Raw genomic sequence first — 21177 nt, 5'->3', positions numbered from 1 at the left:
GGGCACGCCCCGGCGTTCCCGATTCGGCGGAATACGCAGGTGACGACCACTAGGGTGGCGGGTTAACGCGACGGGAACGACGGATGACGAGATCCCGCTCGCTCCACCAGATCCGAGCCCGTCCGGGAGACGCGACAGGATGACCAGCCCGAAGGCCACCGTCGACGTGGTGGTGCTCACCATGAACGACCGGCCGGAGCCGTTCGAACGGGCGATGGAATCCCTCCTGGCCCAGCGGGACGTCGACCTGCGCGTGGTCATCGTCGGCAACGGAGTACAGCCCGATCACGTGCCCGCCGGGGTCCGCACGGTGGTCCTGCCCGTCAACGAGGGCATCCCCGCCGGGCGGAACGCCGGCGCCGACGCCCTCGCCGGGCCGGACGCCGGCGAGTTCGTCTTCTTCCTCGACAACGACGCCGTCCTGCCCGCCACCGACACCCTCGCCCGGCTCATCGCGGTCGCCCGCCGCCACCCCGGGGCGGCGTACATCCAGCCGCGCATCGCCGACCCCGGCACCGGGGTCACGCTGCGCCGCTGGGTGCCCCGCCTGCGCGCCGGCACGGTCACGCGGCCGGGCACCATCACCGTCATGGCCGAAGGCGTCGTCCTCGTCCGCCGCGCCGACTACGAACAGGCCGGCGGCTGGCCGGGACACTTCTTCCTCTTCCACGAGGGCATCGACCTGAGCTGGCGGCTGTGGGACCTCGGGCGCACCGGCCACTACGCGCCGGACATCGTCATCCACCACCCCGCGACGAACCCGGCCAGGCACGCTCCCTTCTACCGACTCGTCGCCCGCAACCGCGTCTGGCTCGCCTACCGCCGGCTCCCCGTCCCGCTCATCCCCGTCTACCTGGCCGTCTGGACCGTGGTCAGCATCGCCCGGATCCGCTCCCGTGCGAACCTCGCGGTCTGGTTCCGGGGGCTGCGCGAGGGCCTGAGGGGCGGGCACGGGCAGCGCGCCCCGATGTCCTGGGCCACGGTGGCACGGCTCACCCGCGCGGGCCGTCCCCCGATCGTCTGATCGGAGCCTCTCGGGGCGTTCTCATCCGGGCTTAATGAACGCCTCAGGGCCGTCCCATCCCCGCCCGCGAGCGTGGGCCCATGAGCGAGCGAAGTGAGCGACTCAACAGGCACAGCGCGATTTGCGCCGGCGTCATCGGCGCGCCTCCGGCGCGACGCCACTCCGAGCCGTCTGGCGAGGAGGAGGCATGAGCATGACGATGGTTGCCGGGCCGGCGGCGGGGGCGTCCCGCAGGACCCGCCTGGTCGAGGTTGTCGTCCCCGTGTACAACGAGGAGCGGGTCCTGGCCGCGAGCGTGGGGCGGCTGCACGCCTACCTGAGCGGTGACTTCCCGTACGGCTTCCGCGTGACGATCGCCGACAACGCGAGCACGGACGGCACGTGGACGATCGCCCAGCGGCTGGCCCGGGAGCTGCCGGAGGTGCGGGCCGTCCACCTCGACCAGAAGGGCCGGGGCCGGGCGCTGCGGCGGGTGTGGGAATCCAGCGACGCCGACGTGGTCGGCTACATGGACGTGGACCTGTCGACCGACCTGGACGCGTTCCTCCCGCTGATCGCGCCGCTCATGACCGGCCACAGCGACCTGGCGATCGGGACCCGCCTGTCCCCGTGGTCCAACGTGGTGCGCGGCCCCAAGCGCGAGATCATCTCCAGGTCGTACAACCTGCTGCTGCGCTCGCTCATGGGGGCGCGCTTCTCCGACGCGCAGTGCGGGTTCAAGGCGGCCCGCACCGAGGTCGTGCAGGCTCTGCTGCCCGCCGTGCAGGACGAGGCGTGGTTCTTCGACACCGAGCTGCTGCTGCTGGCCGAGCAGCACGGGCTGCGCATCCACGAGGTGCCGGTCGACTGGGTGGACGACCCCGACAGCCGGGTGGACATCGTCAGGACGGCCGTGGACGACCTCAAGGGCATGTGGCGGGTCGCCCGGGGGAGCCTCTCGGCCCCCGCCCCGTCGCCGTCCCGGACGTCGGTGCGCACGCAGATCCCCACGTTCGCGCTGATCGGGGCGATCAGCACCGTGGCGCACCTGGCGCTGTTCTGGCTGTTGCGCTCGGTGCTGCCGCCCGTGGCGGCCAACGCGATCGCGTTGTTCGTCACCGCCGTCGCCAACACCGCGGCCAACCGCCGCTTCACCTTCGGCGTACGGGGCCGGGCTGGGGCCCTGCGGCATCACCTCGGCGGGCTCGTCGCGTTCGTCGCAGGCCTCGCGCTGACCAGCGGCGGCCTGGCCGCGCTGCCCGGTGGCGCGTCACGGGCGGCCGAGCTGGCCGCCGTCATCGTGGCGAACGGTCTCGCCACCCTGCTGCGCTTCCTGCTCCTGCGATCCTGGGTCTTCGCGCCCCGGAAGGACTCCCGATGACCCTTCTCGCCTCCGTGACCCCGGTACGCCACCGGGCTCCGGCGGACAAGGCGACCCCGCTCCTGCGCTGGGGGAAGTGGGCCGTTCTCGTCCTCGCCGCGGTGCTCTACACGTGGGCGCTCGGCCGCAACGGGTACGCCAACGACTACTACGCCGCCGCGATCTACTCCGGCACGAAGAGCTGGAAGGCGTTCTTCTTCGGCGCGCTGGACGCCGGGTCGTACATCACGGTCGACAAGCCGCCCTTCGCGCTGTGGGTGATGGGCCTGTCGGCCCGGATCTTCGGGTTCGGCACGTGGAGCATGCTGCTGCCGCAGGCGGCTGCGGGGGTGGCGTCGGTCGCCCTGGTCCACTCCGCCGTACGGCGGGCGCTGCGCGGGCTCGGCGCGGGTGCGGCCGGGGCCGCGGCCCTGCTGGCGGCGCTCGTCATGACGCTGACCCCCATCACCGTGGCCATCAACAGGGACAACAACCCGGACACCGTCCTGGTGCTGCTACTGGTCGCGGCCGGATGGTTCTGCCTGGAGTCGATCCGCACCGGGCGCCTGCGCACGCTGCTGGTCACCGCCGTGCTGGTGGGCCTCGCCTTCAACACCAAGATGCTCCAGGCGTACCTCGTGCTGCCGGCGTTCGCGCCGACCTATCTCCACGCCGCGCCGGGCACGTTCGTACGCCGGATCGGGCGCCTCCTGGCCTCCGGGGCCGTTCTCGTGGTCGCCAGCGGGTGGTGGATGGTCGTGGTCGACCGGTGGCCCGCGTCCTCGCGGCCGTACATCGGCGGCAGCACGGACAACACCGTCTGGGACCTGGTGATCGGATACAACGGCCTGGGCCGGATCTTCGGTGGCGCGGGCAACGGCGGCGGCCCGGGACGACTTCCCGCCGACGCTTCGGAGGGAGTGACACGGGCCTTCGCCGGCGGCATGGGCGGCGGCCCGGGTGGTGGCGGCTTCGGCGGCGCGTCCGGCGCGGGCAGGCTGTTCAACGACGTCATGGCCGGGCAGATCTCCTGGCTGCTCCCGTTCGCCGCCGTGGCCCTCGTCTGCGGCCTCGTCCTGGTCGCCGGGCCGGCGCTGGGGACCGCCAGGGACGCGGTGCGCGCGTCGCTGCTGCTGTGGGGTGGCTGGCTCGTCGTGCACTACGCCGTCTTCAGCTTCTCCAGCGGCACCTTCCACCCGTACTACACGACCGCGATGGCTCCCGCGGTCGCCGCGCTGACCGGCATCGGCGGCGTGCTGATGTGGCGGGCGGCACGCGCCTCGGCCGCCTGGCGGCTGATCCTGGCCGCCGCGGTCGCCCTGACCGGGGCCTGGTCGTTCGTCGTGCTGCGCCGTACGCCGGAGTTCGTGCCGTGGCTCGCCTGGGCCGTCGTGGGCGGCACGGTGGTCGCGGTGCTCGCCCTGGCGGTCACGGCGCGCGCCGCCACGGCACCGGACGCGGGAAGCGGTGGCCCGGCCGGGCGTGGGGGCCGGGCGGCCGCGCGGATCACGGCGGTGGCGCTGGCCGCGGCGGTCGCGGCCGGGCTGGCCGGTCCGGCGGCGTACGCGGTGACGCCGCTCGGCGCGGCGATGAACGGCAGCAACCCCACGGCGGGGCCTTCACAGGGCGTGGGAGGACCGTTCGGCCGCGGCGGCTTCGGCGGCATGAACCCGCCGACGGGCATGACTCCGCCCGGTGGGAACAGGCAGGACGGGGCCGGGCAGGACGGGGCGGCGCGGGGCGGCCGCGGCATGCGCGGTCCCGGCGGCCAGGTGGACGCGGCGATGGCGGCGTACCTGAAGCGGAACAAGGGGAGCGCCACCTGGCTGGTGGCGGTGGACAGCGCGCAGAGCGCGTCGTCGCTGATCCTGTCCACCGGCGAGCCGGTCATCGCGATGGGCGGGTTCACCGGGTCCGACCCGGCGATGACGGTCGAGAAGCTGCAGCGGTACGTGACCGAGGGGAAGCTCACGTACATCCTGATCGGCGACGGCGGCTTCGGGCCCTCCCGCGGCGCGAGCTCCGACGTCACGGCGTGGGTGAAGAAGCACGGCACGCAGGTCGAGGCGGCGGAGTACGGGGGCACGGACGGTAGCGGCTCCTCGCTCTACAAGCTGGGCTGACGGCGTTCGGCCGCCTCCTCAGCGGGTACGTGATGGGCCTTCCAACCGACGAAAGGACGACGTCAGATGGACACGGAGGGCTTCATCGCCCTGCTCAACGAGGACCTGGAGAGCGAGTACCGCTCGATCGTGCAGTACGTGCAGCACGCGGCCACGATCAAGGGCGCGGAGTATCTGTCGATCATCGAGGAGCTCAAGCAGCACCTCGGCCAGGAACTCAACCACGCGACCACGCTGGCCGAGCAGATCGACTTCCTCGGTGGCGTCCCGAGCGTCCGCGTTCCCGAGGTGCCGGTGGCGACCGACGGCGCCGACGCCCTCCGGCTCGACCTGGAGTTGGAGCAGGAGCAGCTGCGCCGCTACCGCGAGCGCGTGGAGCAGGCCCAGGAACTCGGCCTGAGCGACGTGGCCGAGGCGCTGCGCCCGCTGCTGCAGCAGACGCAGGACCACGTCATGGACCTGCAGACCGCCCTGGGGAAGTGACGGACGGCCGCGGGTGGAGCGAGGCGGGACGTCGCGGCCGGGGCCGGGCCGCGACGGACCCGCACGGCGCGCTTCGCGGCCGCGCGCGCGTTCGCGAGGAGCGGCGCTACGCCGTGTGCGCGGCCACCGGGCCGGTTCCACCGCCGCCGAACATCGTCGCCGCGGTCTCCTGGCCTATCGCCTGGTTCTCCTCCACGTAGGGCCGCAGTTCCGCCTCGTAGGCGGCGAAGGCGGCCGCGTGGTCGCCGCCCGCCGAGGCCAGGGCGCGTGCCAGCGTCCGGGCGCCGATCAGCGCCTGTGAGGTCCCCATGCCGCTGGTCGGCGCGGCGCAGTATCCCGCGTCGCCGACCAGGGCGATCCGGCCCGACGACCAGTGGTCCAGGTGGACCTGGCAGGTCGAGGAGAAGTAGAAGTCGTCGGCCTCACCCATCGCCTCAAGCAGCCGGGGCACCTGCCAGCCGCGCCCGGCGAAGGCGGCCCGCACCGCCTGCTCCTGCTCGTGCCGGGGCCGCCGGTCGAGCGCGGGTGAGTCGGTGGAGAAGGAGAGGCTGACCGTGAGCCGCTCGGCGTCCCCGGCGCTGAGCAGGAAGATCGCCCTGTCCTTGCCGTGCTGCAGCATTCCGCTGCGGCGCAGGCCGAGGTGGTTGGCGGTGCTGAAGCAATCGGCTACCACTTCGGCTCCAAGGACGCCCTGCTCACCCAGGCCCTGGTGGAAGCGGTCGACGAGCTCTCCCAGGAACTCGCCTCTCGTGCGCCGTCCGGCAAACCCGAGGACGGCTGGCAGGCGCTGATCGACAGCTTCACCACCCACCGGGCGTTGTGGGTGGCCCAGCTCGAGGCCGTGGTGCAGGCCGAGCGGTCACCGGAGGTACGCGAGCACCTCGCCAAGGGGCAGCGCGAGGGACGGGAGGGACTCGGCGGCTCGGTGCCGCTCGCCCTGCTGACCGGCCTGATGCTGCAATGGCTGGTGGATCCGGACCGCGCGCCCAGCGGCGCGGAGGTGATCGCCGGGCTTCGCTCGCTCGCCGCCGAGCTCTGACCGGCTCCGGGCCCGCCGACCCGCCGAGGGGACCTCTCGGTGAGCGTACGGCAGGCGGGTCAGCGCGGCCGGGCGTAGTCGTCGAGGGCACGCACGATCAGCGCCCTCGCGTCGTCGCGGAAGGCCGCCACCTCGCAGAACTCCTCGAACGCCTGCGCGTAGAAGGCGATGTCCTCGGCGTCGCGCAGCAGCAGGTCCCTGGTCCTGGTCGCCACCCCGACCATGCAGTCGTCGTAGATCCAGAACGAGTTCATCAGGGCGGACGGCAACTGCGCCTCGAACGGCAGCAGCCCGAACTCCACGTTCGGCAGCGTGGTCACCGCGATCAGCCGGTCGAGCTGGCCGCGCATCACGTCCGGGGGCGCGAGCCGGTAACGCAGCACCGCCTCCGGCATGACGAACCGGAACCGCCGTGCCGGGTCGTACAGGATCTCCTGGCGCCGCATGCGGACGCGGATCGCGTCGTCCACGTCGTCGGTGGACTCGTACACCCGCCTGACCTTGCCGAAGATGTGCCTGGCGTACTCGGTGGTCTGCAGCAGGCCGATCACCACGCCCGGCTCGAAGGCCCGGAACAGCCGCGTGCGCGTCTCCAGGTCGCGGACGTCCTCCTGCAGCGCGGCGAGGCCGTTCCTGTGCCGCTGCCGCCAGGAGTCCTGCCGCTCCAGCAGGCCGGCCGCCTGCCGGATCAGGCCGTCGATCGTCTGCGGGTCGGCCTCCACGGCCTTTCCCCACAGGGCCACGTCGTCCTCGGTGGCGGTCTGCCGGGCGTTCTCGATCCGCGAGACCTTCGACGGCTGCCAGCGCAGCCGCTCGGCGAGGTCCTTCCCGGACAGACGGGCGTTCTCCCGCAACTGGCGTAGCTGGGCTCCCAGGTCCATGCGGGCCTGATGGAAACCGCTCAATGCCACCTCCGGCCGTGGTGCGGTCCAAGGTAGACCCGGCACGCCGGATCATGCCAGAGGGAAGCTCTCAATCGTGATCGGGCAGGACCCGCCGGGCGATCTCGACGAGGAGTTCTCTCGGCACCTCGACCGCGGTCTCCCCGTCGAGCACGTGGCGCAGGTCGGCGCGGGCCTCGCGGTCCACGACCTCCAGGCCCTGGACGACGATCGTGCCGCGGTCGGTCTCGTAGAGGGAGGGGCAGGCCCCCGCCTCCGACGTGGAGCCGAGAAAGCGCAATCGCATGTCCTTCCCCCCAATTCGCACCCGATCGCGGGCAATCCTAGTCACGCGGGAATGGGCACGCACACGGCGCGAAGACGCTCGCCGAGCGCCTTCGCCTGGGCGTCGAGGAGCGGGCTGGCCGCGACGCCTCTGCCCAGCAGTCCGTGGACGACGAAGTTGAGCGCGTGCAGGTTCGGCAGCGCGAACCGCTCGATCGGCAGATCGCCGACCTCCGGCAGCAGGTCCCTGAGCCGATCCACGGTCAGGAACGCCGCGAGCCACGGATAACGGGCGGGGTCGCGCACCCAGACGCCGAGGTTGGCGTCGCCGCCCTTGTCGCCCGAGCGGGCGCCGACGACCGTGCCGAGCGGCGCGACCGGCCCGGCCGCGAGATCCCCGGCGTACGGCGGAATCGCGGCGCCGGCCGCGTCGCCGGGCGGTGGCCCGCCGGCCTGCTCACCCAGCACCGGACCGGACGGCGGCACGTGCGGCACCTCGACGCGGACTCCGTCCACGGTCACCACCGGGAGCACGGCCCGCGCGTCGGCCGACGAGGGCCAGTAGACGCCGTAGGGCGAGGCGTCGCCGGGCGGCGTCAGGCCGTAGAAGCCGGGGTAGCTCGCCAGGCCGGTCTCCACCACGGCGGAGGAGAACGCCCGCCCGGCCCTGCGCGGATCGGGGTCCATGACCGTGATCCGCAGCAACGCGGTCCCGGCGTCGTCCCCGCGATCCACCTCCGCACGGTCGCCGCTCTCGCCCACGCCGAGGGGGGTGAGCTCCACGTGGACCCGCTCGAACGACTCGCGGGGGACGCGGGCCCAGACCGCCTCCTGCGCGATCCGGGCCTTGGCCGCGATGTCGAGGCCGGTCAGCACGAGCGTCATCGTGTTGCGGTAGCCGCCGAGGTAGGTGACGGCGACCTTCAGCGTGTCCGGCGGGGGCTCGCCGCGCACCCCCGTGATCCTGACCCGGTCGGGCCCCTCCTGCTCCAGCCGGATGGTGTCGAAGCGGGCGGTCACGTCCGGCCCGAGGTAGCGGGGCGAGGCGATCTCGTACAGCAGTTGCGCGGTCACGGTGCCGGTCGAGACCAGCCCGCCGGTGCCGGGGTGCTTGGTGATCACGCTCGACCCGTCGGCGTACAGTTCGGCGATGGGGAAGCCGCAGTGGGCGAGGTCCGGCACCTCCTCGAAGAAGGCGTAGTTGCCGCCGGTCGCCTGGCAGCCGCACTCGATCACATGCCCGGCGACGACGGAACCGGCCAGCGGGTCGAGGTCGCCAGGATCCCAGCCGAACCACCACATGCCGGGCCCGGTGACCAGCGCGGCGTCGGTGACCCGCCCGGTGACGACGACGTCCGCGCCGTGCTCCAGCGCCACCGCGATAGGCCGGCCGCCGAGGTAGGCGTTGGCGGTGAGCGGGGTCGCCCGCAGGGTCTCGCCGGTGTCCGCGTTGACCGGCGGCTCGGCGAGCGGCATGAGGTCGTCGCCGGTGACGTGGGCGACGGCCGCGCGCAGCCCGAGCCGGTCGGCCAGGGCCGAGACGGCCTCAGCGCAGCCGGCCGGATCGAGGCCGCCCGCGTTGGCGACGACTCTGATTCCCCGGTCGAGACAGGTGCCGAGGACCTGCTCCATCTGGGTGAGGAACGTACGGGCGTAGCCGGGGCGGCCCTTGAGCCGGTTGCCGGCGAGGATCGACATGGTCAGCTCGGCCAGCCAGTCGCCCGTCAGCACGTCGATCGGCCCGCCCTCGACCATCTCCCGGGCGGCCGACAGCCGGTCGCCGTAGAAGCCGCCGCAGTTCGCGACCCGCATCGGTCCCGGCCGCCCGGCCTCCGCGGTCATCGCCCGGCTTCTGTTGCCGGGGCCTCGGCGGGAACCCAGGCCGCGGGCCGTTTCTCCGCGAAGGCCCGGATGCCCTCCTGCCCCTCCTCCGAGGTGAAGCGCTCGGCCGACAGGGCGGCCATCGCGCGGAACCCCTCCTCGACCGGCAGCAGCGGCACCTCCCGCACGAGCCGCTTGGTGATCGCCAGCGCCTCGGGGCCGCCGCGCAGCAGCATGCCGGTGTAGTGCGCCACGGTCGCGTCGAGGTCCTCCTCCGGGACGGCCCGGGTCAGCAGGCCGATCTCCACCGCGCGTCCGGCGGTGAAAACCTCGCCGGTGAGGAAATACTCGGCCGCGGCCCGGGGCTCCAGGCGGCGCAGGCAGGTGACCGCGATCATCGCGGGGGCCACCCCGAGCCGCACCTCGGTGAAGGCGAACGACGCGGTCGCCGGGGCGATGGCGAAGTCGCAGGCCGCCACCAGGCCGAGGCCGCCCGCTCGCGCCGTGCCGTTGAGGCGGCACACGACCGGCTTCGGGCTCTCCCAGATCCGCAGCATGATGTCGGGGAACGACGCGGTGACCGGCGCCCCTCCGCCGCGCTGCTCCTTCAGGTCGGCGCCCGCGCAGAACACCGGTCCCGTGCCGGTCAGCACGACGACCCGTACGGCGGGCTCGTCCAGCGCCCACGACAGGGCGTCGTCGAGCTGCCGCAGCAGCCGGGACGACAGGGCGTTGCGGTTGTGCGGCGAGTCGAGCGTGATCGTGGCCACGCCGCCCGCCTGCTCCCGGCGGACCAGCACCTCCTGCGGTTCGCTCACGGCCTCGTCGCCTCCCCGCCGATCTCCCTGCCGATCTCTGGACCCCCTTGCGTGCCCGGGTCCGCGCCCGTCTCGGTGCCGGAAGGAACTGCCGCCTCCAGGCCCGGCCCCGGGCCGGTTGCCGTCCCCGGACGCCCGCCCGTGTCCGTTCCCGTCGCCGGGCTCGTGTCCGGGCTCGTCTCCGGTCCGCCTTCCGCGCCGAGGTGGTCGCCGCGATCCGGGTCCGAACCCGCGCCGGTCGCTGTGCCGGGCTCCGTCGCGGGCTCCGTTCCGGTGCCTTCCGCGTGCGGGCCGCCGTCCGGTCCCGGCCGCGACGGCTCGATGACGGCGAGTGGCACGCCCGCCTCGACCTGCGCGCCCGGCGTCACGTGCAGCGCGGCCACCGTGCCCGAGGCGGGGGACACGATCAGGTGCTCCATCTTCATCGCCTCCAGCACGACCACCGGCTGCCCGGCCTCGACCACGTCACCGGGCTTGACCTCGACACGCAGGACCGTACCCGGCATCGGGGCGGGCAGCGCACCCGGCGTCACCCGCGCCTCCGGTTCGGGCAGCCGCTCGACCGGGATGAGCCGCACCGGACCGAGCGGAGAGTCGACGTGCACCATGCCGGGGTCCGTGCCGGGGCCCATGCCGGGGTAGGCGGCCACCTCGAAGGTGCGCCGCAGACCCGCCGTCTCCAGCACCACCCGGCCGGGTTCCGCCGTCACGAGCGTGACGTCCTCGAAGCCCTCGGCCCGCAGCCCGTCCCTGGTCAGCCGGTAGGCGACCTCCAGGCGTCCGCCGTCGTCGGTGCCGAACGCCGTGCGTTGCGGCTGGGAGGGGACGTTGCGCCAGCCGCTCGGCAGCCCGCCCAGCACGCCGTGGCGCCGGGCGGCCGCGCGATTGGCCGCCGCCCCGGCGAGCGCCGCCGCGAGCGCGGACAGCCGTACGGCCTCGGGACCGGCGAGCGGGGCCGCCGCGGGATGCCGGTCCAGGAAGCCGGTGTCGAGCGCCCCGGACAGGAAGTCCGGGTGCCGCAGCACTCCCACGAGCAGGTCGCGGTTGGTCGTCAGCCCGTGGATGCGCGCCCGCGCGAGCGCGTCCGCCAGCCGCCGGGCCGCCTCCGCCCGGTCCCGGCCGTACGAGACGACCTTGGCGAGCATCGGGTCGTAATGGACGCCGATCTCGGTGCCGGAGACCACTCCGGAGTCGAGCCGCAGCCGTGCCCCGAGACCGAACTCGCCGTCCACGCCGGGGATCTCGAAACGGTGCAGCACGCCGCTCTGCGGGCGGCCTCCGGAGTCCTCCGCGTACAGGCGGGCCTCGATGGCGTGCCCGACCGGGCTCGGCGGCAGCGCGGCGAGGTGGGCGCCCTCGGCCACCTCGATCTGCAGCCGGACCAGGTCGACCCCGTAGACGCACTCGGTGACCGGGTGCTCCACCTGGAGGCGGGTGTTCATCTCCAGGAAGAAGAAGCCCTCGTCCGACAGCAGGAACTCGACGGTGCCCGCGCCCTGGTAGCCGATCGCGCGGGCGGCCCGGATCGCCGCCTCGCTCAGCTCGCGGCGCAGTTCGGGGGTGACCGCGGGGGACGGAGCCTCCTCGATCACCTTCTGGTGGCGGCGCTGGATGGAGCACTCGCGCTCGCCGAGCGCCCAGACCGTGCCGTGGGCGTCGGCGAGGATCTGCACCTCGATGTGGCGGGCGCCCTCCAGCAGGGGCTCGGCGAACAGTGTCCCGTCGCCGAAGGCCGACAGCGCCTCCCGCCGGGCCGACTCGACGGCCCCGGCCAGATCGGCCGGGTCGCGCACCACCCGCATGCCGCGCCCACCGCCGCCCGCCGACGCCTTGACCAGCACGGGAGCCGTTATCTCCACCGGGCCGTCCGGGGACAGCGGGATGGTCGGCAGGACCGGCACCCCGGCCTCCGCCATCAGCGCCTTGGCCTCGATCTTCTTTCCCATCGCGGCGACGGCCTCGGGGGAGGGGCCGATCCAGGTCAGCCCGGCGTCCAGCACGGCGCGGGCGAACCCGGCGTTCTCCGACAGGAAGCCATACCCCGGATGGACCGCGTCGGCTCCCGTCCTGCGGGCCGCCTCGACGATCCGCTCCGGGTCGAGGTACGCCAGGGGGGCGCCCAGCCGTACGGCCTGGTCGGCCTCGGCGGTGTGCGGGGCGGACGCGTCGGCGTCGGTGAAGACGGCGACCGTCTCGATCCCCAGCTCACGGCAGGTGCGGAAGACCCGGCGGGCGATCTCCCCGCGGTTCGCGACCAGCAGCCGCCCGATCATGACCTCTCACCCCCGTCGATCTGCGTGAACACGGTGCCGATGAACACGGTGCCGATGAGCATGCCGGTCACATCCGGAAGACGCCGTAGCCGGCCCGGCCGGGGTCCGGCGCTCCCGCCACCGCCGACAGGCACAGCCCGAGCACCGTACGGGTGTCGCGGGGGTCGATGACCCCGTCGTCGTACAGCCGACCGGACAGGAAGAACGCCGCCGACTCCGACTCGATCTGCGCCTCGACCGCCGCGCGCATCGCCGCGTCGGCCTCCTCGTCGTAGACCTGCCCCCGCGCCTGCGCGGCGGCCCGGCCCACGATCGACATGACGCCCGCGAGCTGGGCCGGTCCCATGACGGCCGACTTGGCGCTCGGCCAGCTGAACAGGAAGCGGGGGTCGTAGGCCCGCCCGCACATCCCGTAGTTGCCCGCGCCGTAGGAGGCGCCCATGACGATCGTGATGTGCGGCACGGTCGAGTTGGCCACCGCGTTGATCATCAGGGCGCCGTGCTTGATGATGCCGCTCTGCTCGTACTCCCTGCCGACCATGTACCCCGTGGTGTTCTGCAGGAAGACCAGCGGCGTACGCGACTGGTTCGCGAGCTGGATGAACTGGGCGGCCTTCTGGGACTCCGCGCCGAACAGCACGCCGCTGGCGTTGGCGAGGACCCCGACCGGGTGGCCGTGGACGCTCGCCCACCCGGTGACCAGGCTCGGCCCGTAGAGCGGCTTGAACTCGTCGAAGTCGCTGCCGTCCACCACCCGGGCCAGGACCTCGCGGGGGTCGAAGGGGACCTTCAGGTCCTCCGGCACGATCCCCAGCAGTTCGTCCTCGTCGTACCGCGGTGCCGAGTAGCCGGAGGCCGGAACGTTCCCGGTCTTGCGCCAGCCGAGCCGCCGCACGATGCGGCGGCCGATCCGCAGCGCGTCGTACTCGTCGGCGGCGAGGTGGTCGGCCAGCCCGGAGGCCCGCGCGTGCATCTCCGCGCCGCCCAGCGACTCGTCGTCGGACTCCTCGCCGGTCGCCATCTTCACGAGGGGCGGGCCGCCGAGGAACACCTTGGCCCGCTCCCGCACCATGACGACGTGGTCGCTCAGGCCCGGCACGTACGCGCCGCCCGCGGTGGCGTTGCCGAAGACCAGCGCGATCGTCGGGACGCCCTCGGCCGACAGCCGGGTCAGGTCGCGGAAGACCTGGCCGCCGGGGATGAAGATGTCCTTCTGCGACGGCAGGTCCGCACCGCCCGACTCCACCAGGTTCACGTACGGCATGCGGTTGCGCAGCGCGATCTCGGCGGCGCGCAGCGTCTTGCGCAGCGTCCAGGGGTTGGACGCGCCGCCGCGTACGGTCGGGTCGTTGGCCGTGACGACGCATTCGACGCCCTCGATCACCCCGATGCCGGTCACGACGCTCGCGCCGACGGGATACTCGGTGCCCCAAGCCGCCAGCGGGGACAGCTCCAGGAACGGCGAGTCGGAGTCGACGAGCAGTTCGATCCGCTCGCGGGGGAGCAGCTTGCCGCGCTCCCGGTGCCGCTCGACGTACTTCGGCCCGCCTCCGGCGACGGCCTTGGCGTGCTCGGCCTCGAGCTCGGCGAGCTTCGCCAGCATGGCCTCGCGCCGCGTGCCGTACTCGCCGCTGGAGGTGTCCAGCCGGCTCACGAGCACTGTCATGGCACCACCGAACCGAGTTCTGTCACCTGATGATCCTCCGTGGTGAGCCGCCGTCACGTCAACGAGCCGGGTCCGGCTCCGTCTGAGCCGGCCCCGACGTCCTCAATCAGCCCCAACGATCAGCCTCAACGATCAGCCCTGGCGATCAGCCACAGTGTGACCACGTGCTGCTCCAGGCGGCGGTGCCGTAGCCGCCGCCCCAGATGACGCACTTGCCCTTGGCCGGCAGCCGGAGCGGCCCCGCGTAGGTCGTGTAGGAGCCGGAGTCGGCGGCCGACGAGCCGTTCTGGACCTTGAGCACGGCGCTCATCTTGATCTTCCCGGGCACGACGTACTTCGACATGGTGATCACGCAGTTGTAGCCGTTGGACGAGTTGTAGAGCAGGTACGTCGTCGCCTGCCCGTAGGAGTGCGAGTCGACGACGGCGTAGCCGCTGCCGCACACGCCCTTGGCGGTGTAGGGGTTGAGCTTGGGCGCCGCGGTCTTCGTCGGGGTGGCCGTCGCCGTCGCGCTGGGCCTGGGCGCCGTGGTGGTCTTCGTCGGCGCCGGGGTGGCCTTGGGTGGCGCCGTCGTGGCCTTCGCGGACGGAGTGGTCTTGGGGGCGGGACTGGGCTTGGCCGGGGTCGGGACCGCGTGGGAGGGCGACGGCTGCGACCGGCGGGTGTGCGTGGGGGAGACGGGCGGTTTCGCGCTGACGCTGGGCCGCCGTGCCGCCGGACTCGGCGAGGGTTTCCTGGTCTTGGGCCGCGCGGGGGCGGTGACCAGCTCGGACGGCTGCGGGATGGGCAGTTCGTCGTCCTGGGACGCCGTCACCGTGGGCGACGCGGTGGGGCCGAGGGCGTCCTCGGAGGAGATCTGCTGGGTGGACACCCACGTCGGCACGAGGAAGGCCGCCGCCGCGAGGGCCGACACCCCGATTCCGGCCGCCGTCCACGTCAGCACCGGCCGCCGCGGCCTCGACCTGTCGGGGCCGGGCCCGCGCCGCACGGGCGGCGTGGGCGCTCCGGCACCCCGAGGTCCCGGTGCGGGTGCGTGCGGGCCGGGCGCCGGCGCGGGACCCTGATGGCCCGGCACGGGGCCATGCGGTGCGGCGCCCCGCGGTCCTGCCGGGGGCACCTGCGGCCCGGGCCCGGGGGCCTGCGGTCCCGGCGCGGGCGGGTGCGGTGCGGGCGCAGGCGCTGCGGCGGCGGGCCGTACAGGCACGGTGGGCTGCCCGGTGAGCCGCGCGACCACCGCCTCGGCCGAGGGGCGCAGCGCGGGGTCCTTGGACAGGCAGGCGGCGACGATGTCCCGCAGCGGCGCCCCGAGGTCGCCCAGGTCGGGCTGCGCGTGCAGGATCCGGGTGATCACCGAGGGAATCGAGTCCGCTCCGAAGGCGGGCCTGCCGGTGGCGGCGAACACCATCGTGACGCCCCAGGCGAACATGTCGGCGGACGCGCCCGCCGTGCCGCCCGAGAGCACCTCGGGGGCCAGGTAGGCGGGTGTGCCGATGGACGCGCCGGTCGCGGTGGACTGGGGCGAGTCGGGCGCCCTGGCCACCCCGAAGTCGATGACGACCGGGCCCTCGGGGCCCATCAGGACGTTGGCCGGCTTGAAGTCGCGGTGGGTGATCCCCGCCCGGTGGATGGCGGCCAGCGCCGTCGCCGTGCTGATGGCGAGCCGTTCGAGCGCGGCGCCCCGGCGCGGCCCCTCCCGGTCCACGAGCTGCCGCAGCGACGGCCCGGACACGAACTCGCTGACGATGAACGGCTGGTTGCCGGCGAGGTCGGCGTACAGGACGGGGGCCGTGCAGAAGGGCGCGACCCGCTGCGCCAGCGCGACCTCGCGCAGGAACCGCTCCCGTGCCTCGGGATCGGCCGTCAGCCGGGTGTGCAGCAACTTGATCGCGACCTGCTCGCCCGCCGGGCCGCGCCCGAGGAAGACGACCCCCTGGCCGCCCTCCCCGAGCCGGTCGACGAGCGTGAACGGGCCCAGGCGGTCGGGATCCCCAGCCTCTAACGCCACCATCGCCCCCGATTACCCCTGCAACCTGACAATGGCACCAAACGCTACCAGTGGTCAGATCGCCTTACCGGGGTTGAGGATGTTCAGCGGGTCGAACACCTGCTTGATGCCCTGGTGCAGTTCAGCGGCCACCGGGCCGGTCTCCAGGCCGAGCCAGCGCTTCTTCAGCAGGCCGACACCGTGTTCGCCGGTGAGTGTCCCGCCGAGGTCGAGCGCGGCGCGGAAGACCTCGTCGGCCGCGGCCCAGACCTCCTCCGGCGGCTCGGCGAGGCCGCGGTCGAACACGAACACCGGGTGCACGTTGCCGTCCCCCGCGTGGGCGACCGTCGCGATCATCACGCCGTGCCGGGCCGCCACCTCCTCGATCGTGGTGATCATCTCGGGGAGCGCCGAGCGGGGCACGCACACGTCCTCCACCAGGCACTGGCCCAGTCGCTCCTTGGCCTGGTAGGCCAGGCGCCTGATGCCGATGAGCTCGGCGGCCTCCTCCGGCGTGGACGAGACCGCGACGAACGACGCGGCTCCGCACAGGTCCGCCATCCGGGCGGCCATCTCGTCCGCCGAGCCCTCGGCCTGGGCGATGAGCATCGCCCTGGTGGACGGCTCCAGCCCGATGTTCTTCCAGTCGTCGATGGCCTGCAGGGTCGTGCGGTCCATCAGTTCGAGCATCGACGGCTGGCAGCCCGCGGCGACGATCGCCGACACGGCCGCCGCGGCGTCACGCAGCGAGGTGAACTCGGCGGCGACCGTGGCCATCTCGAGCGGCGCCCGCCGCAGCCGCACCGTCGCGGCCGTGATCACGCCGAGCGTGCCCTCCGAGCCGACGAACAGGCCGGTCAGGTCGTAGCCGGTCACGCCCTTCATGGTCCGGCGGCCGGTGTTCAGCACCCGCCCGTCGGCCAGCACGACCTCCAGGCCCAGCGCCGAGTCGCGGGTCACGCCGTACTTCACGCACCGCAGGCCGCCCGCGTTGGTCGCCAGGTTGCCGCCGATGGTCGAGATCTCGTACGACGAGGGGTCGGGGGCGTACATCAGGCCGTGCTCGCGGGCCGCCCGGTCGAGGTCGGCGGTGATGACGCCGGGCTCCACGACCGCGATCTCGTCCTGCGGCGACAGCTCGCGGATCGCGGTCATCCGCGCGAGGGACAGCACGACGCAGCCGTCCACGGCCGTCGCCCCGCCGGCGAGCCCGGTGCCGGCGCCGCGCGGAACCACCGGCACCCGGTGCTCGCTCGCCCAGCGCATCGTGGCCACGACGTCGTCGCGCGACTGCGCGAGCACCACGCCGAGCGGCCTGCCCGGCGGCACGAACGTGCGGTCTCTGGCGTACGAGTCGATGACGTCGGGATCGGTGAGGACTCGCCCGTCCGGCAGCGCCGCGGCGAGCGCGGAGGTCAGCTCGGTCACGTCTGGACTTTACGGCACGGTTCGGTATCGGGTGCCATCCGGAATTATTAACGGTTTTCGGTACAGATCACATTTTGACAACCATGCCGGTTGCCTCTTTACCCGCCCTTTACCCCCTCGTTTAAGGTCCCGCATGCGCGCTCATCCCGGCGCGCCGTGCATGGGTGTCCGGGGAACCCGGACGGGAAGGGATCTCGTTGTCCAGAAGAATCCGGCGTCTCGCCGCGATCGTGCCCGCGCTCGGGCTGGCGGCAGGAGGTCTGGCGGCGGCCGGTGCGGCTGCGGCGCCCACGGCGGGCTACCAGCCCTCCGCCAAGGACCACTACATCAACTACGCGCCGCCGCGCGTGCAGGGCGACTTCACCACGACCGAGGAGAAGGTCCCGGCCAAGGGCGCCAAGCGCACCGCGGCCCTGGCGCAGGCCGTCGACCACAAGTTCGCGAGCGGCAACCCGGTCGCGGCACGTGTGCTGGCCAAGCACGAGAAGCAGGCGATCAGGACCGGGAAGAACCCCTTCGACTTCATCTACAAGAAGGCGAAGACGACCCGGACCGCCAAGCTCCTCACGCTGCTGGTCGAGTTCAACGACCAGGCCAACGACGACTTCTCCGGCTGGTCGCACCCGAAGACGATCGACGACGTCGACGACTGCGTGACCGAGCCGCCGGGCACCAAGCTGAACGGCCCGCTGCACAACAAGATCCCCAACCCCGCCACCGCGGGCGGTGGGGGCAAGGACAACAACTCCATGTGGGTGGCCGACTTCAACACGGCCCACTACAACAACATGCTCTACACCTCCAAGGGGATCACGACCCGGGTCCGCCCGGACCTGACCGACCCCCGGGACGGCAAGAAGGGCATCGACATCTCCGGCTCCACCATGAAGAACATGTACGAGGAGATGTCGAAGGGCGCCTACACCGTCACCGGTGAGGCCGTCGGCTGGATCAAGGTCCCGCACTCCGAGGCCTGGTACGGCGCGGGCAAGTGCCACACCTACCCGCAGGACATGACCGGCCACCCGGACAACCCGCGCGGCGCCGCCCAGCTGGCGGTCGACGCGGTCGACGCGCTCGTGAAGTCGAACCCGAACTTCCCGTGGGCGGACTACGACGTGGAGGACACCTCCGACGCCGACGGCGACGGCAACTACGACGAGCCCGACGGCGTCGTCGACCATCTCGTGCTGATCCACGCCGGCGAGGACAAGTCGGGCGGCGGCGGCGCCGAGGGCACGATGGCCCTGTGGGCCCACTCCAGCGACGTGGCCGGCGGCTACACGGTCCCGGGCACGAACGTGAAGATCTCCAACTACATCCTCCAGCCCGAGGACTCCGGCGTCGGCGTGTTCGCCCACGAGTACGGCCACGACCTCGGCCTGCCGGACCTGTACGACACCACCGGCGCCGGCGACTCCGACGTCGACTTCTGGGACCTGATGTCGAGCGGCTCGCACTCCGGGCCGATCTTCCAGTCCCTGCCCACCCACATGGGCCTGTGGGACAAGTGGGTGCTCGGCTGGGCCAACCCCAAGATCATCGAGCCGGGCGGCAAGAACCAGCTCGTGGCGGTCGGCCAGACCTCGCGTACGCCGAAGGGCACCGAGGACGGCGTCCGGATCAACCTGCCGGACAAGCTGAACATCATGTCCACCCCGCACAGCGGATCGAACCTGTGGTGGTCCAACAGCGACCAGGACTGGGCCGACAACAAGCTGAGCAGGACCGTCGACGTCCCGGCCGGTCCGGACGCGAAGTTCTGGTGGTGGAGCGACTGGGGCATCGAGGCCGACTGGGACTTCGGCTTCTTCGAGATCTCCGCCGACGGCGGCGCCACCTGGACCGAGCAGAAGATCTACAACGAGGACGGCAGCCTCGCCAGCACCGGCGACGACTACACCGACCCCAACGGCCGCCTGAAGGACTACGGCGGCAAGAAGTACGGCCTCACCGGTGAGAGCGGCGGCTGGCACCACCTGTACGTCGACCTCGCGCCGTTCGCGGGCAAGTCCGTCCAGATCCGCCTGCGCTACGCCACGGACGCGGCGTCCGTGCAGCGCGGCTGGTTCAACGACGACTTCTCGCTGAACAACGGCGCCACCGCGGTCTGGACCGACGACGTCGAGGGCGGCGCCAACGGCTGGACGACCGCCAAGGGCACGTTCACCGACACCACCGGCGCCGGCTGGGTCATCCACTCCGGGCAGGAGCAGGCGGCGCAGTACTACCTGGCCGAGTGGCGCAACTTCGACGGGTTCGACAAGGGCCTGCAGTACGCCTACGACACGACCTGGCTGCGCGACGGCGCGTGGAAGGTCGAGAAGGTCAAGTACAACGCTCCCGGCCTCCTCGTCTGGTACCGCGACACCTCCGTGGCCAACAACGACGTCTCGGGCCGCACGTTCGACCTGCCGTCGGTGGGCCCGAAGGGCGAGCTCCTCATCGTGGACTCGCACTTCGACCCGCTGCGCCGTACGGGTGAGGCGGCCGCGCACGACCCGAGCACGCTGAAGAACCTGCAGTCCCGCCCGCAGTCGTCCAACGCGGCGTTCAACTTCGTCGGCACCTACCCGTTCAAGGAGTGCGTCGAGGGCGAGCCGTTCACCGAGTACTGCACCTCGTTCGGCAAGCAGGCCGCGGTCACGACGTTCACGGACGCCAAGGGCTGGTATCCCGGCCTGGAGGTCCGCGACGGCAGCCTGTACTACCGTCAGCGTGACTCCTCGGCCGTCGTCCCGTCCAAGGACAACCAGCCGTACTCGACCCGGATCGTCCACGCGGACGGCACCCCGGCGACGGAGCTGTACGGCACCGACATCGGCGGCGCGATCCTCGGCACCGGCAACCCCGGCGACGAGGGCAAGCAGCTCGGCGTGCAGATCAAGCTGATCAGCCCGCTGCCGGCCAACATGGGGGCGATCGTCCAGATCACTCCGGCGAAGAAGTAACCGCCACCGGCTCGTAGAGCACGTGGTCTCCGTGCCCGGCCGCCGTCCGCTCCGGACGGCAGCCGGGCACACTCATGTGCGGGTTCCGCGGAATGCGCGCCCGCGCCCGGCGGCCCCTAGCATGTGAGCGTGCGGAGCAAGGCGGATCACACGGCGGCAATCCACCGCGAGCGGAGGGCCGCCGTCGTCGTGAACACGAAGTCCCGGCGAGGCCGCCGCCACTACGCCGAGGTGCTGCGGCTGCTGAAGGAGCGGGACTTCCGGCTCACCGGCGTCCACCCCGTGACCGACCCCTCGCGGCTGCGCGACATCCTGACCCGCGCGCTCGACTCCGGCCCCGACCTGCTCGTCGTCGGCGGCGGCGACGGCACGCTGAGCAGCTCGGTCAGGCACGTGGCGGGCCGCGACGTCGCCCTCGGCGTGCTGCCGCTCGGCACCACCAACAACTTCGCCCGCAGCCTCGGGCTGCCGCTCGACCTGGCCGGGGCGATCGGCGTGTTCACCGAGGGCAAGGTGGCCGACATCGATCTCGGCGTCTGCGGCGACCGGCCCTTCGCCAACCTCGCGAGCTTCGGCGTCTCGGTCGAGGTGGCGGGCACCGTCAAGCCGTGGCTCAAGCGGATGCTCGGCCGGGCGGCCTACCCGCTGACCGCGCTCACGATCCTGCCGAGGCACCGTCCGTTCCGCGCCTACATCACGGTGGACGGCAAACGTCACGAGCTGCTGACCCACCAGCTCAACATCGCCAACGGCCGCTTCCACGGCGGCTGGCAGATCGCCAGGGACGTCAGCATCGACAACCGCAAGCTGGTGGCCTACCAGCTCGGCTCCGGCAAGCGGCTGCGCCTGCTCGGGGAAACCCTCGTGCGGGCGACCACCGGCAAGTGGACCAGTCTCGCTGGCGGGCCGTTCGTGACCGGCCAGGAGATGCTCCTGGAGACCGACCCGCCGATGGCGGCCGACATCGACGGCGAGGTGCGGCTGCGCACGCCGCTCGTGCTCAGGACCATCCCGAACGGCGTGCGGGTGATGGTTCCGCAGAGTTTCGAGGACACCTGACCG

General features: G+C 72.6%; 16 protein-coding genes. 7 read left to right on the top strand and 9 right to left on the bottom strand.

The window, feature by feature from the left end:
- Positions 1 to 139 precede the first annotated feature (139 nt).
- The 4 genes from IL992_RS11090 (at position 140) to IL992_RS11075 (ending at position 4969) form a co-directional block, all read left to right on the top strand.
- Positions 140 to 1024, top strand: coding sequence for a glycosyltransferase family 2 protein (locus IL992_RS11090; RefSeq protein WP_193203238.1), 885 nt, complete (start codon positions 140 to 142; stop codon positions 1022 to 1024).
- Positions 1025 to 1211: 187 nt separating this feature from the next.
- Complete coding sequence (locus IL992_RS11085; RefSeq protein ID WP_193203237.1) at positions 1212 to 2384, top strand: bifunctional glycosyltransferase family 2/GtrA family protein; 1173 nt, start codon at positions 1212 to 1214, stop codon at positions 2382 to 2384.
- Positions 2381 to 4486, top strand: coding sequence for a glycosyltransferase family 39 protein (locus IL992_RS11080; protein WP_193203236.1), 2106 nt, complete (start codon positions 2381 to 2383; stop codon positions 4484 to 4486). Before IL992_RS11085 ends, IL992_RS11080 begins: the two co-directional genes overlap by 4 nt.
- A gap of 66 nt (positions 4487 to 4552) precedes the next feature.
- A complete protein-coding gene (locus IL992_RS11075) occupies positions 4553 to 4969 on the top strand; it encodes a ferritin-like domain-containing protein (protein WP_193203235.1) in 417 nt (138 codons plus the stop codon).
- A gap of 106 nt (positions 4970 to 5075) precedes the next feature.
- On the opposite strand, the gene IL992_RS48280 is transcribed toward IL992_RS11075, so the two are convergent.
- Positions 5076 to 5642 (bottom strand): FAD-dependent monooxygenase, encoded by a 567-nt coding sequence (locus IL992_RS48280; protein WP_319018480.1) that lies wholly within the window; start codon positions 5640 to 5642, stop codon positions 5076 to 5078.
- Between IL992_RS48280 and IL992_RS11065 the strand changes: the two genes are divergently transcribed.
- A complete protein-coding gene (locus tag IL992_RS11065; RefSeq protein WP_226872708.1) occupies positions 5610 to 6008 on the top strand; it encodes a hypothetical protein in 399 nt (132 codons plus the stop codon). The two genes, IL992_RS48280 and IL992_RS11065, sit on opposite strands and share 33 nt — an antisense overlap.
- 59 nt (positions 6009 to 6067) lie before the next feature.
- Here the strand turns inward: IL992_RS11065 and IL992_RS11060 are convergent, their stop codons facing one another.
- The 8 genes from IL992_RS11060 to IL992_RS11025 form a co-directional block, all read right to left on the bottom strand.
- Positions 6068 to 6913 (bottom strand): helix-turn-helix domain-containing protein, encoded by an 846-nt coding sequence (locus IL992_RS11060; protein ID WP_193203234.1) that lies wholly within the window; start codon positions 6911 to 6913, stop codon positions 6068 to 6070.
- Between the two features lie 67 nt (positions 6914 to 6980).
- The gene (locus IL992_RS11055) at positions 6981 to 7196 is read right to left on the bottom strand and encodes a hypothetical protein (protein WP_139574895.1); all 216 of its coding nucleotides are present in this window, start codon (positions 7194 to 7196) and stop codon (positions 6981 to 6983) included.
- A gap of 41 nt (positions 7197 to 7237) precedes the next feature.
- On the bottom strand, positions 7238 to 9016 hold the full coding sequence (locus IL992_RS11050; RefSeq protein WP_193203233.1) for an acyclic terpene utilization AtuA family protein: 1779 nt from the start codon (positions 9014 to 9016) through the stop codon (positions 7238 to 7240).
- The gene (locus tag IL992_RS11045) at positions 9013 to 9813 is read right to left on the bottom strand and encodes an enoyl-CoA hydratase-related protein (RefSeq protein ID WP_193203232.1); all 801 of its coding nucleotides are present in this window, start codon (positions 9811 to 9813) and stop codon (positions 9013 to 9015) included. Before IL992_RS11045 ends, IL992_RS11050 begins: the two co-directional genes overlap by 4 nt.
- Positions 9810 to 12086 carry an ATP-binding protein gene (locus IL992_RS11040; RefSeq protein WP_193203231.1) on the bottom strand — a complete coding sequence of 759 codons (2277 nt, stop codon included), beginning with the start codon at positions 12084 to 12086 and terminating at the stop codon, positions 9810 to 9812. Before IL992_RS11040 ends, IL992_RS11045 begins: the two co-directional genes overlap by 4 nt.
- A 67-nt stretch (positions 12087 to 12153) precedes the next feature.
- A complete protein-coding gene (locus tag IL992_RS11035; RefSeq protein WP_193203230.1) occupies positions 12154 to 13752 on the bottom strand; it encodes an acyl-CoA carboxylase subunit beta in 1599 nt (532 codons plus the stop codon).
- Positions 13753 to 13897: 145 nt separating this feature from the next.
- Entirely contained in the window at positions 13898 to 15760 is a 1863-nt protein-coding gene (locus tag IL992_RS46030; RefSeq protein ID WP_226872707.1) for a serine/threonine protein kinase, read from the bottom strand.
- 51 nt (positions 15761 to 15811) lie between these two features.
- Complete coding sequence (locus IL992_RS11025) at positions 15812 to 17164, bottom strand: FAD-binding oxidoreductase (RefSeq protein ID WP_319018479.1); 1353 nt, start codon at positions 17162 to 17164, stop codon at positions 15812 to 15814.
- A gap of 197 nt (positions 17165 to 17361) precedes the next feature.
- Between IL992_RS11025 and IL992_RS11020 the strand changes: the two genes are divergently transcribed.
- Both IL992_RS11020 and IL992_RS11015 read left to right on the top strand, forming a co-directional pair.
- Positions 17362 to 20115 (top strand): immune inhibitor A domain-containing protein, encoded by a 2754-nt coding sequence (locus tag IL992_RS11020; protein ID WP_193203229.1) that lies wholly within the window; start codon positions 17362 to 17364, stop codon positions 20113 to 20115.
- A 129-nt stretch (positions 20116 to 20244) separates the two neighbouring features.
- Complete coding sequence (locus IL992_RS11015) at positions 20245 to 21174, top strand: diacylglycerol/lipid kinase family protein (protein WP_193203228.1); 930 nt, start codon at positions 20245 to 20247, stop codon at positions 21172 to 21174.
- The last annotated feature ends 3 nt before the right edge of the window (positions 21175 to 21177 follow it).

The sequence above is a fragment of the Microbispora sitophila genome, assembly GCF_014892245.1.
GTDB classification, from domain to species: domain Bacteria; phylum Actinomycetota; class Actinomycetes; order Streptosporangiales; family Streptosporangiaceae; genus Microbispora; species Microbispora siamensis.
The sequence above is the reverse complement of the archived record's forward strand: the minus strand, read 5'-3'. Positions and strand labels throughout refer to the sequence as shown.

Bases quoted from the DNA above. Each gene is read 5' to 3' on its own strand.
- IL992_RS11090 (WP_193203238.1), top strand. From the start codon at position 140: ATGACCAGCCCGAAGGCCACCGTCGACGTGGTGGTGCTCACCATGAAC.
- IL992_RS11085 (WP_193203237.1), top strand. From the start codon at position 1,212: ATGAGCATGACGATGGTTGCCGGGCCGGCGGCGGGGGCGTCCCGCAGG.
- IL992_RS11080 (WP_193203236.1), top strand. From the start codon at position 2,381: ATGACCCTTCTCGCCTCCGTGACCCCGGTACGCCACCGGGCTCCGGCG.
- IL992_RS11075 (WP_193203235.1), top strand. From the start codon at position 4,553: ATGGACACGGAGGGCTTCATCGCCCTGCTCAACGAGGACCTGGAGAGC.
- IL992_RS11055 (WP_139574895.1), bottom strand. From the start codon at position 7,196: ATGCGATTGCGCTTTCTCGGCTCCACGTCGGAGGCGGGGGCCTGCCCC.
- IL992_RS11050 (WP_193203233.1), bottom strand. From the start codon at position 9,016: ATGACCGCGGAGGCCGGGCGGCCGGGACCGATGCGGGTCGCGAACTGC.
- IL992_RS11040 (WP_193203231.1), bottom strand. From the start codon at position 12,086: ATGATCGGGCGGCTGCTGGTCGCGAACCGCGGGGAGATCGCCCGCCGG.
- IL992_RS11035 (WP_193203230.1), bottom strand. From the start codon at position 13,752: ATGACAGTGCTCGTGAGCCGGCTGGACACCTCCAGCGGCGAGTACGGC.
- IL992_RS46030 (WP_226872707.1), bottom strand. From the start codon at position 15,760: ATGGTGGCGTTAGAGGCTGGGGATCCCGACCGCCTGGGCCCGTTCACG.